The sequence below is a fragment of the Mesorhizobium sp. CA13 genome, from assembly GCF_020165235.1.
In the GTDB taxonomy this organism is placed as follows: Bacteria; Pseudomonadota; Alphaproteobacteria; order Rhizobiales; family Rhizobiaceae; genus Mesorhizobium.
This window is the reverse complement of the sequence record NZ_JAIUHS010000005.1, coordinates 245,303-259,573: the sequence shown is the minus strand read 5'-3', so window position 1 is coordinate 259,573 and position 14,271 is coordinate 245,303. Positions and strand designations below refer to the sequence as shown.

At 64.6% G+C, this 14,271-nt stretch carries 11 protein-coding genes and 1 pseudogene; 6 read left to right on the top strand and 6 right to left on the bottom strand.

Translation table 11 applies throughout. The features are described 5' to 3' along the window. Position 1: 1 nt before the first annotated feature. From LB566_RS14805 to LB566_RS14785, 5 genes are all read right to left on the bottom strand, one after another. Complete coding sequence (locus LB566_RS14805; RefSeq protein WP_224624941.1) at positions 2-1,084, bottom strand: imelysin family protein; 1,083 nt, start codon at positions 1,082-1,084, stop codon at positions 2-4. Between the two features lie 20 nt (positions 1,085-1,104). Continuing rightward, entirely contained in the window at positions 1,105-2,703 is a 1,599-nt protein-coding gene (locus tag LB566_RS14800; protein ID WP_224624940.1) for a di-heme oxidoredictase family protein, read from the bottom strand. A gap of 12 nt (positions 2,704-2,715) precedes the next feature. Beyond that, a complete protein-coding gene (bfr, locus tag LB566_RS14795) occupies positions 2,716-3,201 on the bottom strand; it encodes a bacterioferritin (RefSeq protein ID WP_140550103.1) in 486 nt (161 codons plus the stop codon). Continuing rightward, complete coding sequence (locus LB566_RS14790) at positions 3,167-3,478, bottom strand: (2Fe-2S)-binding protein (RefSeq protein WP_140550104.1); 312 nt, start codon at positions 3,476-3,478, stop codon at positions 3,167-3,169. Before LB566_RS14790 ends, bfr begins: the two co-directional genes overlap by 35 nt. Positions 3,479-3,583: 105 nt before the next feature. Then, the gene (locus LB566_RS14785; RefSeq protein ID WP_224624939.1) at positions 3,584-4,873 is read right to left on the bottom strand and encodes an imelysin family protein; all 1,290 of its coding nucleotides are present in this window, start codon (positions 4,871-4,873) and stop codon (positions 3,584-3,586) included. A gap of 437 nt (positions 4,874-5,310) precedes the next feature. Between LB566_RS14785 and LB566_RS14780 the strand changes: the two genes are divergently transcribed. The 3 genes and pseudogenes from LB566_RS14780 (at position 5,311) to LB566_RS14770 (ending at position 7,161) form a co-directional block, all read left to right on the top strand. Next, positions 5,311-6,564: an NAD(P)/FAD-dependent oxidoreductase gene (locus tag LB566_RS14780; protein WP_224624938.1), complete on the top strand. Its 1,254-nt coding sequence runs from the start codon at positions 5,311-5,313 to the stop codon at positions 6,562-6,564. Positions 6,565-6,600: 36 nt separating this feature from the next. Then, positions 6,601-6,828: a type II toxin-antitoxin system ParD family antitoxin gene (locus LB566_RS14775; RefSeq protein ID WP_140550107.1), complete on the top strand. Its 228-nt coding sequence runs from the start codon at positions 6,601-6,603 to the stop codon at positions 6,826-6,828. Positions 6,829-6,838: 10 nt separating this feature from the next. Further along, positions 6,839-7,161: pseudogene (locus tag LB566_RS14770) on the top strand (type II toxin-antitoxin system RelE/ParE family toxin). A 52-nt stretch (positions 7,162-7,213) separates the two neighbouring features. Here LB566_RS14770 and LB566_RS14765 read toward each other — a convergent pair. Continuing rightward, positions 7,214-8,491 (bottom strand): 4-aminobutyrate--2-oxoglutarate transaminase, encoded by a 1,278-nt coding sequence (locus LB566_RS14765; protein ID WP_224624937.1) that lies wholly within the window; start codon positions 8,489-8,491, stop codon positions 7,214-7,216. 465 nt (positions 8,492-8,956) lie between these two features. Here LB566_RS14765 and LB566_RS14760 point away from each other — a divergent pair, with 465 nt between their 5' ends. From LB566_RS14760 to LB566_RS14750, 3 genes are read left to right on the top strand one after another with little or no spacing between them, the layout of a single operon-like run. Beyond that, complete coding sequence (locus LB566_RS14760; protein WP_224624936.1) at positions 8,957-10,096, top strand: efflux RND transporter periplasmic adaptor subunit; 1,140 nt, start codon at positions 8,957-8,959, stop codon at positions 10,094-10,096. Then, the gene (locus LB566_RS14755; protein WP_224624935.1) at positions 10,093-11,172 is read left to right on the top strand and encodes an efflux RND transporter periplasmic adaptor subunit; all 1,080 of its coding nucleotides are present in this window, start codon (positions 10,093-10,095) and stop codon (positions 11,170-11,172) included. Before LB566_RS14760 ends, LB566_RS14755 begins: the two co-directional genes overlap by 4 nt. Beyond that, complete coding sequence (locus tag LB566_RS14750; RefSeq protein ID WP_224624934.1) at positions 11,169-14,270, top strand: efflux RND transporter permease subunit; 3,102 nt, start codon at positions 11,169-11,171, stop codon at positions 14,268-14,270. Before LB566_RS14755 ends, LB566_RS14750 begins: the two co-directional genes overlap by 4 nt. Position 14,271 lies beyond the last annotated feature (1 nt).

The window sequence follows — 14,271 nt, the reverse complement described above, 5'->3', positions numbered from 1 at the left end:
CTCAGTCCCCATCCAGCGACGAGAAGCCGGCGGTCAGGCCGAATTCGGCGGTCAGCCTAGTGCCGAACAGGGTCGACAGGCTGGAGGTGATCAGCGCGAAATGCTCGAGCTTTTCGCGCAGCGCCGGGTCGGCGAGCGCCAGATCGATCGGCCCCTGGACCGACTTCGCAGTAGCGACGCCGTTGACAAGCTGGATGTGGATCGATTCCGCCATCCAGCGCGCATCGGCCGGCAGCGCATCGCCGAGCTTCGAGGCCTCGAACAGCCCGTCGATGCCGGCAAGGTTTCCGGCCAGCGAATTGGTGGTGTTTTGCGAACGCCAGTAGATCGCCTGTTTCGGCTTGTCCGCCTCCGGCTTGTCGCCCAGGAAGCCTTTCAGGCGCACGTCGCGAACCATTTCCAGCTCGTTGATGAAGATGCCGACCAGCTCCGTCACCGCTTCCGTGCCGTCGCGATAGAGCGGATTCTGCGGCCCCGGATTGGCCCAGAGCGCCGCAAAGCCGTCCGGCTTGTTCCAGGCGTCCGCGACATCGCCGGCCATGGTTTCGATGTTGCCGGCAACCGCGGCGCCATAGGCGCAGCGATAGGGATCGTTCTTGCCGGCAAGCGCATCGGCGCCGTCACCGTAGAGCACGAACTCCAAGGCGCCGAGCCCCTGCATGGCGACGCTCTTGCCGGAAAGCTGTGCCGGATCGGTGGCGCTCGGGTCTTGGGCGGCCAACGCGGCCTGCACCTGTTTCAAGCCAATGCTTTTGCGATCCGGCCAGAACAGCATTCGCTCCAGCCGGTTGTTTTCCTTGATCGGGCCGAACCCGATGATCTCGGCCGACGACCAGGCATCCACCGTGCGCGAGAATTCGGCGCGTGCCGCATCGAGATCGCCCTTTGATGGTTTTTCGCAAAGCGCGTGCATCGCCTTGTTCAAGCCCGCCGCGCGACGGTGCAGACTGGCATAGGCCGGGCGGACAAATCCGTCGATTGCCCGCTGGATGACGTCAGTGGCCTTCACCGCCGCCGCCCATGTCGGGGTGGCGCCCAGCAGGGCCAGAGGAAGAAGGATTACCAGCGCGGAACGCTTCAACATCACAGGGACTCCAGGAAACATCACAGGGACTCCAGGAATTTAACCAAGGCATCGCGGTCGGCCGCATCGGCGGCGGCGAAGCGGTCGCGCGACTTCTGGCCCTCGCCGCCATGCCAAAGAATCGCCTCGACCAGGCTGCGGGCGCGGCCATCGTGCAGATAAAAATTGTTGCCGTTGACCGTTTCGGTGAGGCCTATGCCCCATAGCGGCGGCGTGCGCCATTCGTTGCCCGTCGCCTCGCCCACCGCCTGGCCGTCGGCAAGGCCGGGGCCCATGTCGTGCAGCAGGAAGTCGGAATAGGGCCAGACAAGTTGGAAGGCCTGCGCCTTGTTGGGCGCGTCGCGGCGGGTGACGAATTTCGGCGCGTGACATGAAACGCAGCCGATCTCGTAGAACAATCTCTTGCCCGCGAGCACATCAGGGGCGCCGAGGTCGCGGCGTGCCGGCACGGCCAGGTTCTGTGAATAGAAGGTGACGAGGTCCATGACCGGCGCCGGCGCCTCGGCCGGACCGAGCCGCTCCTGCACGCCGTTCGGCATGGCAAGGCAATCCTTCTCGGCGGCGGTGCAGTCGCCCCAGTGTTTCGGCTCCTCCGGCGTCGAGATGCCGATGTCGCCGGCAAAGGCATCCGCGGCCTGCTGGCGGATCGACGCGGTCTGCGCCTTCCAGCCGAAACGGCCGAGAGTGAGTTCGCCGCTCATGCCGTCGCGCACGATGTTCGGCCTGCCGGAAATGCCGTCGCCGTCCCGGTCGTTCGGATCGGCATGGGCGAGTATATCAGCAGGCGCGATCTGCTCGATGAGGCCGAGCCCGATCATCGGCGGCGTCAGGCGCGGCGAAAGCGTGGTGCGCGGACCGAGCGGGCCGTAGGCCAGATCATCGACCGCGTAAGCGGGTTTGCGCAGCGAAACCACGGTGCCGTCGCCGAGCCCGACCTTTTCCTCGCTGTAGTCGACGCGCATCCGGCCCTCGCCGCGCAGGCCGGGGACGGCCAGGTCCTGCAGCTGCGAACCGTAGACCGGATCGGGGATGTTGAGCAGTCTGTGGTCGGCAAGCCCAGCCTTCTCCTCCTCGCTGCTCGCCTCGCGCGCCAGCCGCAGGAACATCGACGTCGTGCCGGCCGCGTCCTGCGGCGGGCGGCCGCGGCCGTCCTTCAGATGACAGTTCTGGCAGGCGCGTTCGTTGAACAGCGGTCCAAGCCCGTCGGAGGCCTGCGTCGAGGACGGCGACGACACCCAGTTCTTGCGGAACAGGGCGTTGCCCAGCTTAAAGGTGCCTTCTTCCTCGAAGGTGATGTTGGCCGACGATTGCGAGAAGGAATCGCGGTTGACGTCCTTCCTGGATGTGCCGGCGCCGCCTTGCATCAATTCGAACTGCTCGGGTTTCGAGAAGTCCTTGGTCGGCCTGGTAACGGCTGTGACGCGCGCCTGATCCTTCGGGCTGAGGTCGGTGCGCGTGGCGGCGAAACTGGCGGGCTGCTGCGAGCCGGACCCGCCCGTGGCGAAGGCCAAAAGAACGATGGCGGCAGCACCGGAAAGCACGACGCTTCCCGGTTTTCTGTTTGACGACGGGCCTTTGGCCCGCCGCCAGCGGCGCAGCAATGCTAGGGTGCGCCGCATTCCCGCATGCCCTTACTCCGCCTCGTCCGCCGATGCGGCATTGAGCTGGCCGTATTTTTCCTCGCCGATCGAGGCAAGCAGATCGAGCTGCGTCTCAAGGAAGTCGATGTGCCCCTCCTCGTCGGCCAAGAGCTCCTCGAACAGCTTCATGCTGACATAGTCGCCGGCTTCGTTGCAGATCTCACGCGAGCGCTTGTAGGCGGTGCGAGCGTCATACTCGCCGGCAAGGTCGGATTCGAGCACTTCCTTCACGTTCTGTCCGATACGCAGCGGCGCCACGGACTGCAGATTGGGATGGCCTTCCAGGAAGATGATACGGGCCACGAGCTTGTCGGCATGGTGCATCTCCTCGATCGATTCGGCGCGTTCCTTCTTGGCGAGCTTGGCGTATCCCCAATCCTCCAGCAGACGGAAATGCACCCAATACTGATTGACGGCACCAAGCTCCAGGAACAGAGCCTCGTTAAGCCGCTCGATGATCTGTGGTTCGCCTTTCATGGGTTCTGCTCCCGTATTGGACGCGCAGGCCTCTGACGCGATCCAGATGTGAAACGATGTCAACGCCGCTCGCCTCCGAGCGGGCGTGGTATTTCTCGGTGACCCGAATGATCGTTTCGACCACATTTGGGAAGCAGCCGCAACAGCGACCGCGCTTGTGCATGGCGTGATAGACTTTTGCCGGCACGATGAGCTGCCAGGGATCCTGGTCCAGCAGCCCGACGATCGTCTGCTCAATCTCCTTCTCGGTGATGATGTTGCAATGGCAGATCAGCATAAACTTGCTCGGATGGCTGACGGCGCCTCCCGCGCCGTGTGGCTTGACTCTATCTTCCCCGGGCCGAAGCCGTGTGACCCCGGCCCGGGCTTCCAGCTTCGACGCTTACTGGAACACCTTGTCCGGCGCGTCGAGGCTGTCTGAACCCTCAAAGGCGATGGCGTTGAGCTTCAGCGCGCCGACGGCGCGTTCGACGGATTTGGTCTGGTCGATCAGTGCGTCGATTGCCGCCTGCACCGTGGCGTTGCCCTCGGTGTTGCCTTCGGCGATCTGCTGGTCGTAAGCCTCGCCGCCTTCGGCGCGGGCCTTGATCGCCTCCATCCTGGCGACAGTGACATCGAGCTTGTCAGACAGTTCCTTGTCGATGGCCGGATCAGCCGCCTTGACCATGTCGGCCACCGACGGCCCTGAAACGACGGTGCCGTCCAGCCTGGTGTAGCTGGCGTGATAGGCGGCGCGGATGCCGACGGCGTCATAGAGATGGGAATTGTAGGTGTTGTCGGAGAAGCAGTCATGCTCCTCTTCCGGATCGTGCAGCAGCAGGCCAAGCTTCATGCGCTCGCCGGCGAGTTCTCCGTAGGAGAGCGAGCCCATACCGGTGAAGATGGCCGAAATGGCGGCGTTCGGCTCGCCGTCGACCAGGTTCTTGCGCGCAGCGCCGCCTTCCTTCCAGTCGCCGACCATCTCCTGGAGGTCGGACACCAAAAGGGTGCTTGCGGACTTCAGATATTCCGCGCGGCGATCGCAATTGCCGCCGGTGCAGTTCTTGAGATCATAATCGGTGTAGGGGCGCTCGCCGGCGCCCGGTCCGGTGCCGTGCAGGTCCTGGCCCCAGAGCAGGAACTCGATGGCGTGGTAGCCGGTGGCGACATTGGCCTCCACGCCGCCCGCCTCCTGCAGCGTGCCTGCGAGGAATTCCGGCGAAAGCTTCGAGGCGTCGACCTTCTTGCCGTTGATCTCGATCTCCTTGTTGGCGATCACATTGGCGGTATAGAGCGAATTCGAGTCGGATTCGGTGCCGTAGCTCTTGGCGACATAATCGATCAGGCCTTCGTCCAGCGGCCAGGAATTCACCTTGCCTTCCCAGTCGTCGACGATCTTGTTGCCGAAGCGGTAGACCTCGGTCTGCTGGTAAGGAACGCGCGATGCCTTCCAGGCCTCGCGGGCGGCATTGAGCGTCTCGGCCGAAGGCTTGGCCAACAAGGTGTCGACCGCCTTGTCGAGCGCCTGCGCGGTGGTCAGCGAATCCTCGTATTTGGCAAGCGCGATGTCGGCATAGGTCTTGATGACCGCCTTGGGATCGTTCTCGGCCTTGGCCGGCAGCACGAACACCGCCGCCGTCAGCAGGGCCGTGGCACCGATCGCCGCAAGCCTGCTGCCATGTCGTGCCGTCATTATCGCTCTCCAGTTTTTCGGGAATCTTGTGAACGGCGCGCGCGACAACCGGCGCCAGGCCATGTGCAGGCCGCCATTCGCGGGGTATGCCGCGCTGTCGCGCGGGTCGAAGAAGAAAGACACCAAAATGCCTCCAATCGAAAGGGTTCAAGGCCCAGACATCAAAGGGATGCGCCGATGCGCGAGGCTCCATAAAGCTTCAGGACCGATGGAAGTCAACGAAAATCGACAGGAAAACTCAATCGAAACAACAGTTTAGAATTATTCTAAACTGCGATAGTCAACTTTAGCCGCCTGCACCGTGTACCGAGTTCGTCGCCGAACTGTCCGATTGACAGCCGCCGTTCCGGGTGCGACCCGCAAATGCCCCCTTGCGGCGGCGCCAGACAATTGCCACGTGGCGAGACACCCTAAAATCAAGCTGGGATCGGAATGCGATGAAGAACGGCGTGGTCATTGTCGGTGCGGGACATGCGGGCGTGCAGGCGGCGGCAAGCCTGCGCGAGGAGGGCTATGAGGGGCCGGTGGTCCTCGTCGGCGACGAGAACGAACTGCCCTATCACAAGCCGCCGCTGTCGAAGACCTTCATCAAGGATGCCGAGGCCAAGCCGCAGCCCTTGCGTGGCGAGGCATTTTACACCGGCAACGCCGTCGACTACCGGCCGGGCGTTCGGATCGACCGCATCGATGCCGGCAGCCGTCGTTTGGAGATATCAGGCGGCGGCGAACTTGCCTTCGATCATCTGATCCTCGCCACCGGCTCGCGCCCGCGCCTCCTGCCGCTGCCGGGCGCGGATCTGTCCGGCGTGGTGTCGCTGCGCTCGCTGGCGGACGCCCGCCTGATCCGGGACTTGAGCGCACGGAGCGAAGACGTCGTCATCCTGGGCGGCGGCTTCATCGGGTTGGAGATCGCGGCGACGCTGCGGGCGGCCGGCCGCACCGTAACGGTCGTGGAAGCGGTCGACCGGCTGCTTGGCCGCGCCGTGGCGCCGGTCGTGGCGAGCCATGTCCGCCAACGGCTGGAAGCGACGGGCGTTCACATTCTCACCGGCACCACGATCGCAAGGCTCGAAGGCGAAAACGGCCATGTCACGGCCGCGATCACCTCGTCAGGCGAAAGGCTGCCGGCGCGCATGGTCGTCGTCGGCATCGGCGCCGTGCCCAATGTCGAACTGGCCGGGGAAGCCGGCCTCACCATCGCCAACGGCATTCGCGTCGACCACCAGATGCGCAGCTCGGTGCCGGAAATCCTCGCCATCGGCGACGCCGCCTCCTATCGGCATTGGTTCACCGGCGGCGACGTGCGGCTGGAATCGGTACAGAACGCCACCGACCAGGCGCGGCTTGCCGCGCGCACCATCACTGGCCACGCCGACGCCTATTCGGCCGTGCCCTGGTTCTGGTCCGACATTGGCGACATGAAGCTGCAGATGGTCGGCCTGACATCCGGCGGCGACAGCCATGTCGTGCTGGGCGATCTCGCCGACAACAAGTTCTCGATCTACCACTATGCCGCAGACAGGCTGCTCGGCATCGAATCGGTCAACCGCCCCGGCGACCACATGCTGGGCCGCAAGATGCTCGGCGCCGGCTTCTCGCCGAGGCCGCAGGCGGTGGCAGCGGGGCCGGACGGATTGAAAGCGGCGCTGGCCGCGTTTCAGAACATGGAGCCAACCAGGGCCAGTGCATAGGATTGCCAATTTTGCCATTCCCCATAAAATGCCTGAATGAGCACCATGAATATCTCGCTGCCAGACAGCTTGAAGCATTTTGTCGATCAGCAAGTAACGGATCGCGGCTATGGCACAAGCAGCGAGTATGTGCGTGAATTGATCCGCCACGATCAGGACCGCCAACGCCTGCGCGGCCTGCTCCTTGAAGGCGCATCCGAGCCGGGTGTTCCCGTTGACGACAGCTATTTTGCCGCGCTGCGGAAGCGGGCGCAGGGTCAGTAAATAGGTCGCTATAAAGACAGTTGTTCCTCGAAAACTAGCTCTGCGGGATATCGAGGACGCTATCGACTACTATGTGAGCGAAGTTGGTTCGCATGTGGCATTGGGCTACGTCGAGGAGCTTCAAAACGCCTATAAATTGATAGCGAACCATCCAGCATCCGGCTCTCTCAGGTATGCCTACGAACTTGGACTGCCCGGTCTGCGCCGTGTGTGAAGCTTAAGCGCTATCCATATCTGATTTTCTATGTTGAGCAGCCCGACACTGTCGATGTGTGGCGAGTGCTGTATGCCAAGCGGGACATTCCAGCTTGGCTTCAAAATCCGAGCTCCTGACTGTGCGTCCACCCGCTTCGGCATGGGCCGTCAGGAAACTGGCGCCGCCTTTTCAGGCGGCGCGGACTTCGCGGATCGAGCTTTCCAGAATATCGAGCGCCTCGTTCATGATGCCGTCCTGGATGGTGATCGGCGCCAGGAAGCGGATGACGTTGCCGTGGACGCCGCAGGTGAGCAGGATCAGTCCCTTGTCGAGCGCCTCCAGCCTGACCGCATTGGCCATCTCGGCCGACGGCAGCCCCTTCCTGACGTCATTGAACTCGACCGCATTCATGAAACCGGGGCCACGGATGTCGACGATTTCCGGGACGTCGTCGCGGATCGAGCCCAGACGCTGCTTCAGCCTGGCGCCGAGCGAATTGGCGCGGTCGCACAATTTCTCTTCCTCGATCACGTCAAGCACCGCGTGCGCGGCGGCAACGCCGATCGGGCTGCCGCCATAGGTTCCGCCCAGCCCGCCGGGGCCAGGCGCATCCATGATCTCGGCGCGGCCGGTGACCGCCGCCAGCGGAAAGCCGCCGGCCAGGCCCTTGGCCATGGTGGTGATGTCGGCAGTCACCTCATGATGCTCCATAGCGAACATCTTGCCGGTGCGCGCGAAGCCGGTCTGCACCTCGTCGGCAACGAGCAGGATGCCGTGCTGATCGCAGATCTTGCGCAGCGCGGTCATGAAATCGCGCGGCGCTTCATAGAAACCGCCCTCGCCCTGCACCGGCTCGACGATGATGGCCGCGACCCTGGCCGGATCGACGTCGGCCTTGAACAGGCGATCGAGGGCGGCAAGCGAATCGGCCACCGACACGCCGTGCAGCGGCACCGGGAACGGGGCGTGGAAGACGTCGGCCGGCATGGCGCCGAAGCCGACCTTGTAGGGCACGACCTTGCCGGTCAGCGCCATGCCCATGAAGGTGCGGCCATGGAAGCCGCCGGCAAAGGCGATGACGGCTTGGCGGCCGGTGGCATTGCGGGCGATCTTGATGGCGTTCTCGACCGCCTCGGCTCCGGTGGTAACGAAGATCGTCTTCTTCTCGAACTTGCCCGGAAGAAGGCCGTTCAGCCGTTCGGCCAGCCTTACATAGCTCTCATAGGGCACCACCTGGTGGCAGGTGTGGGTGAAGCGGTCGAGCTGCGCCTTGACCGCCTCGATGACCTTGGGGTGGCGATGGCCGGTGTTGACGACGGCGATGCCGGAGGAGAAATCGATATAGCGGCGGCCCTCGACATCCCAGATCTCCGAGTTCTCGGCCCGGTCGGCATAGATCTGGGTGGTCATGCCGACGCCGCGCGAGATCGACTGGCTCTTGCGTTCGGAAATGGCTGAGTTCTTCATTATGTCCCTCATGGGCCGGCGCCCGTTCTGCTTGATCAGATGTCTTCTGGGCTTATTTCATGATTTCCTCAAGTCGGCACCGCCGGCAGGCGATTGGGCCTGAGGTATCGCGCCTGACCAGCCGGCGATACCTGTACCAGGGCAACGGACCGCGTAACGGGTTCGGAGCCTTCGCGGCGCGCTATAGAGGAGCATTGAACGAAAAACCCGCCTGTGCGGCGGGTCCCTTGGCGCAACTCAGCACCATGACCGAATATCTACCATAGTTGCCTTCACCCAGTCAAGAAAAAATTCCTATTGTCAGAAACCGGCACAGCCGGACTGGCCGTCGTCAGGCCTTTGTCGGTCCGAAATTCGGAGCCCTGATCCGTGTGCGAGACCGGTTTTCTTTTTCGGGAGATCGACTATCGTGCCGGGATCCGCGAGGCATCGCGATCGGCGAGCTGCCCGCGACCGAGGGAGCCCATGAGCAGGAACGCGACATCGTCCGTCTCGCCGCCATCGGCCAAACCTTCCAATTTTTTGACCTTTCCCATCGGCGCAGCGCTTTTCACCTGCATCGCCGCCCTGCTTTTGGCCGGCTGCCAAAAACAGGAAGCGGCCGAGAAAAAACTGCCGATCATGGTGCGCACCGAGACCGTGGCGATGGCCGACTATGCGCCGAGAACCTCGCTGACTGGGGTGATCGCGGCGCGCACGCTGAACAATTTGTCGTTCCGGGTCGGCGGCCGCGTCGCCGAACGGCTTGCCGATGTCGGCCAGCATGTCGACAAAGGCGCGGTGCTTGCCCGCATCGACCCGCAGGAACAGGAATCCGATCTGCGCTCGGCGCAGGCCGATCTCGACGCGGCGCAAGCGCAGTTGACCCAGTCCGCCGCCGCCTTCGGGCGGCAAAAGACGCTGCTTGCTCAGGGTTACACCACCAGGCGCGACTATGACGCCGCCGACCAGGCATTGAAGGTGGCGCAAGGCAGCCTCGACGCAGCGCAGAGCGCGTTCGCCAATGCCAAGCAGAACCTGTCCTTCACCGAACTCAAGGCAAGCGCCGCGGGCGTCATTACCGCCCGCCAGGTCGAAACCGGCCAGGTGGTGCAGGCTGCGCAGACCGTCTTCACCGTCGCCGAGGACGGCGACCGAGACGCGGTGTTCAACGTCCAGGAGACGCTGGTCGCCAGGACGCCGACGTCGCCGGCGGTGACGATCACGCTCCTGTCCGATCCGCAGATCAGGGCAACGGGCAAGGTGCGCGAAATCTCGCCGGCGGTCGATCCGGCGTCGGGCTCGATCCGGGTCAAGGTCGGCATTGCCGATACGCCCGCCGGCATGCCGCTGGGCGCCGCCGTTATCGGCTCGGTCGGCGCAAAACCGGCGAAGGCGATCCTGCTGCCCTGGCAGGCACTAATGTCCAGCGCCGGCAAGCCGGCGGTCTGGATCGTCGATCCCTCGACCGGGACGGTGACGATGGCGCCGGTCGAGGTGCTGGCTTTCAATTCCGGCACCGTCGTCATCGGCGGGGGACTGGAGGAGGGCCAAAGCGTCGTCACCGCGGGCGGACAGTTGCTCAGTGCGGGCCAGACAATCGAGGTATCGGGAGCGGGCCAATGAGCCGGCTGCAGCGCCTCCTGCTTGGCGTGATCGCGCTTGGCGCGCTCGCCGCCTGCTCGAAATCGGAGGAGAAGCCGCCGGAGATCATCCGGCCGGTGCTGTCGGTGGTGGTCGAGCCGCGCACGACGCAGGTCTTCGGCTTCGCCGGATCGGTCGAGCCGCAGGTCAGCGCCGATCTCGCCTTTCGCCTGCTCGGCCGGGTCGTGGCCCGCGACGTCAATGTCGGCGACATCGTCAGCAAGGGCACGACGATCGCGGCACTGGATCCGACCGCCTTGGAGCTGTCCGTCCAGGCGGCCAAGGCCGAGCTCTCCAATGCCGAGGCACAGTTTGCCAACGCCGCCGCCAGCGAGGAGCGCCAGCGCCAATTGCTTGCCACCGCCAACACCACACAAGCCGTCTTCGATGCCGCGCAGCAGGCGAGGAAGGCGGCCGAGGCCAGTGTCGAGCGGGCCAAGGCCTCGCTGGCCAAATCGCAGGAGCAGCTCGGCTATGCCAGGCTGTTCTCCGATTTCGACGGCGTCGTCACCGCTGTCGGCGCCGAGGTCGGCCAGACGGTCTCCCCCGGCCAGACGGTCGTCACCGTGGCGCGCTCGGACCCGCGCGAAGCGGTGGTCGATATTCCAGACCAGTTGACCGGCGATCTCACGGCCGGCACGCCGTTCCAGGTCATCCTGCAATCGTTGCCGACGATCCGGACCGAGGCCAAGCTGCGCGAGATCGCGCCGCAGGCCGAGGGCTCGACGCGCACGCGGCGCGTGCGGCTGACGCTCACGGATCCGCCGCAGGCCTTCCGGCTCGGCTCGACCGTGACGGCAACGCGCATGACCACGGTGGAGCCGACGATCGAACTGCCGCTCTCGGCGCTGCTCCAGAGGAACGGCTCCGACAGGGTGTGGATCGTCGATGCGCAGACATCGAGCGTGAGCACGCACGAGATCAAGGTTGCCTCCAGAAACGGCGGAACCTTCACGGTGGCTCAGGGACTGGAAGCGGGAATGCGCGTCGTCACCGCCGGCGTCCACAGCCTGACCGAAGGCCAGAAGGTCAAACTGCCCGCGGGAGGCGCCTCGTGAAGGGCTTCAACCTCTCCGACTGGGCGCTCAACCACCGCTCGATGGTCTGGTATTTCATGCTGGTCTTCGTTGCGGCCGGCATCTTCTCCTACCTCAACCTCGGCCGTGAGGAAGACCCCGCCTTCACCATCAAGACCATGATCATCCAGGCCAATTGGCCCGGCGCTTCGGTCAAGGAGACGGTGCAGCAGGTGACCGACCGCATCGAGAAGAAGCTTGAGGAACTCGACAGCCTGGACTACACGAAATCCATTACCACAGCCGGCCAGACCGTCATCTTCGTCAACCTGAAGGACACCACCAAGGCGCGCGATGTCGTGCCGAACTGGATTCAGGTGCGCAACATGGTCAACGATATCAAGGCGCAGTTCCCGCAAGGCGTCCAGGGACCGTTCTTCAACGACCGCTTCGGCGACGTCTACGGCAACATCTACGCCTTCACCTCGGACGGGCTGACGCCGCGCCAGCTGCGCGACTATGTCGAGGATGTCAGGACAAAAATCCTGACCGTGCCGAATGCCGGCAAGGTGGATCTGGTCGGTGCCCAGGACGAGGCGATCTACCTTGAATTCTCGACCCGCCAGATCGCGGCGCTCGGCCTCAACCAGCAGGCGATCGTGGCCAGCCTGCAGGCGCAGAACGCGATCACGCCGTCCGGCGTCATCCAGTCCGGCCCGGAACGCATCAGCGTGCGCGTCGGCGGCCAGTTCACCTCCGAAGACAGCCTGCGCGCCATCAACCTTCGCGTCAACGACCGCTTCTTCCGGCTGAGCGACGTGGCGACGATCACGCGCGGCTATGTCGATCCGCCAACGGCACTGTTCCGCTTCAACGGCCAGGACGCGATCGGGCTCGCCATCGGCATGAAGCCAAACGCCAACCTGCTCAAATTCGGCGAGGCGCTGCATGAGGCGATGAACAAGGTGCTGGCCGACCTGCCGGTAGGCGTCGGCGTGCATCTGGTCGCCGACCAGCCGGTCATCGTCGAGGAGGCGGTCTCGGGCTTCACGCGCGCCCTGTTCGAGGCGGTGGCCATCGTGCTGGCCGTGTCCTTCATCAGTCTCGGCATGCGCGCCGGCTTCGTCGTGGCGCTGTCGATCCCGCTGGTGCTGGCCATCACCTTCACGGTCATGGCCTATCTCGGCATTTCGTTGCAGCGCATCTCGCTCGGAGCGCTGATCATCGCGCTCGGGCTTCTGGTCGACGACGCCATGATCGCGGTCGAGATGATGGTGGCGCGGCTGGAGGTCGGCGACAATCTGCGCAAGGCGGCGACCTATGTCTACACATCGACCGCCTTCCCGATGCTGACCGGCACGCTGGTGACGGTCGCCGGCTTCATCCCGATCGGGCTCAACAACAGCGCCGCAGGCGAATACACCTTCACCCTGTTCGTGGTCATCGCCGTGTCGCTGCTGGTGTCGTGGATCGTGGCGGTGCTGTTCGCGCCGCTGCTCGGCGTCACCATCCTGCCGGCGACGATGAAGACGAAGCACCACGACCAGCCGGGCCGTTTCACCTCGCTGTTCCGGCGTGTCCTTGTCGGCTCGGTGCGCCATCACTGGCTGACCATCATCGCCACGGTGCTGTTGTTTGCCGCCTCGATCGCCGGCTTCGGCCTGGTGCAGCAGCAATTCTTCCCGCCTTCGGACCGGCCGGAGCTGATCGTCGACTGGAACCTGCCGCAGAATTCCTCGATCGCCGACACGGGCGAGCAGATGGAGCGGTTCGAGCAGCGGGCGCTGGTCGGCAATCCCGACATCGACCATTTCTCGTCCTATATCGGCCAAGGCGCGGTGCGGTTCGTGCTCGCCTATGACGTGCAACCGGCCAATCCCTATTTCGGCCAGACGGTCATCGTCACCAAGAGCATCGAGGCGCGCAACCGGGTGAAGCCGGCGCTGGAAAAGCTGCTGCGCGAGGAATTCGTCGGTACCGACGCCTTCGTGAAGCTGCTCGAACTCGGACCGCCTGTCGGCCGCCCCGTGCAGTACCGCGTCGGCGGGCCCGACATCCAGACCGTGCGCGCGCTGGCCCAGCAATTCGCCGGCGTGATTTCCGCCAATCCCAAACTCGCCGCGCCGACCTTCGACTGGAACGAGCCGCAGCGCGTGCTCAGGGTCGACGTGCTGCAGGACAAGGCGCGGCAGCTCGGCATCACCTCCTCCGACATCGCCAGCGCGCTCAACAGCACCGTCGGCGGCGCCACCATCACGCAAGTGCGCGACGCCACCTACCTGATCAACGTGGTGGCGCGCTCGCGCGAGGCCGAACGCGGTTCGATCGAGACGTTGCGGAACATGCAACTGCCGACCAGCACCGGCGAGGCTATCCCGCTCGCGGCGGTGGCCAACTTCCGCTACGAGCTCGAACAGCCGACGGTGTGGCGACGCGACCGCATCCCGACCATCACGGTGCGGGCCGGCCTGGTCGGCGACGTTCTGCCGGCAACGGTGGTCAGCGAATTGAAGCCTTCGGTCGATGCCTTTATCGCCAAGCTGCCGCCGGGCTATTCGATCGAGACCGCCGGCTCCGTTGAGGAAAGCGCCAAGAGCCAGGGGCCGATCGCGGCCGTCGTGCCGCTGATGCTGTTTGTGATGGCAACCATCCTGATGGTCCAGCTGCAGAGCTTCCAGCGCCTGTTCCTGGTCGTTGCGGTGGCGCCGCTCGGGCTGATCGGCGTGGTGGCGGCCCTGGTGCCGAGCGGCGCGCCGCTCGGCTTCGTCGCCATTCTCGGCGTCCTGGCGCTGATCGGCATCCTGATCCGCAACTCGGTCATCCTGATCGTGCAGATCGAGGACCTTGTCGCAGAGGGCAAGGACCGCTGGGCCGCCGTCATCGAAGCGACGGAACACCGCATGCGGCCGATTGCGCTGACGGCCGCCGCCGCCAGCCTGGCGCTGATCCCGATCGCGCGCGAAGTGTTCTGGGGACCGATGGCCTACGCGATGATGGGCGGCATCATCGCGGGTACTGCGATCACGCTGCTGTTCCTGCCAGCGCTGTATGTGACGTGGTTCAGGATCAAGGAGCCGAAGCGAGGGCAGGAAAGCACTGCGCCGGCCGATGATGCCATCCCGGAAAGCGGCAGGCCCTGAA

Excerpts from the sequence above, each read along its gene's own strand:
- LB566_RS14785 (WP_224624939.1), bottom strand. The coding sequence starts at position 4,873 with ATGACGGCACGACATGGCAGCAGGCTTGCGGCGATCGGTGCCACGGCC.
- LB566_RS14800 (WP_224624940.1), bottom strand. The coding sequence starts at position 2,703 with ATGCGGCGCACCCTAGCATTGCTGCGCCGCTGGCGGCGGGCCAAAGGC.
- LB566_RS14765 (WP_224624937.1), bottom strand. The coding sequence starts at position 8,491 with ATGAAGAACTCAGCCATTTCCGAACGCAAGAGCCAGTCGATCTCGCGC.
- bfr (WP_140550103.1), bottom strand. The coding sequence starts at position 3,201 with ATGAAAGGCGAACCACAGATCATCGAGCGGCTTAACGAGGCTCTGTTC.
- LB566_RS14755 (WP_224624935.1), top strand. The coding sequence starts at position 10,093 with ATGAGCCGGCTGCAGCGCCTCCTGCTTGGCGTGATCGCGCTTGGCGCG.
- LB566_RS14790 (WP_140550104.1), bottom strand. The coding sequence starts at position 3,478 with ATGCTGATCTGCCATTGCAACATCATCACCGAGAAGGAGATTGAGCAG.
- LB566_RS14805 (WP_224624941.1), bottom strand. The coding sequence starts at position 1,084 with ATGTTGAAGCGTTCCGCGCTGGTAATCCTTCTTCCTCTGGCCCTGCTG.
- LB566_RS14780 (WP_224624938.1), top strand. The coding sequence starts at position 5,311 with ATGAAGAACGGCGTGGTCATTGTCGGTGCGGGACATGCGGGCGTGCAG.
- LB566_RS14775 (WP_140550107.1), top strand. The coding sequence starts at position 6,601 with ATGAGCACCATGAATATCTCGCTGCCAGACAGCTTGAAGCATTTTGTC.
- LB566_RS14760 (WP_224624936.1), top strand. The coding sequence starts at position 8,957 with ATGAGCAGGAACGCGACATCGTCCGTCTCGCCGCCATCGGCCAAACCT.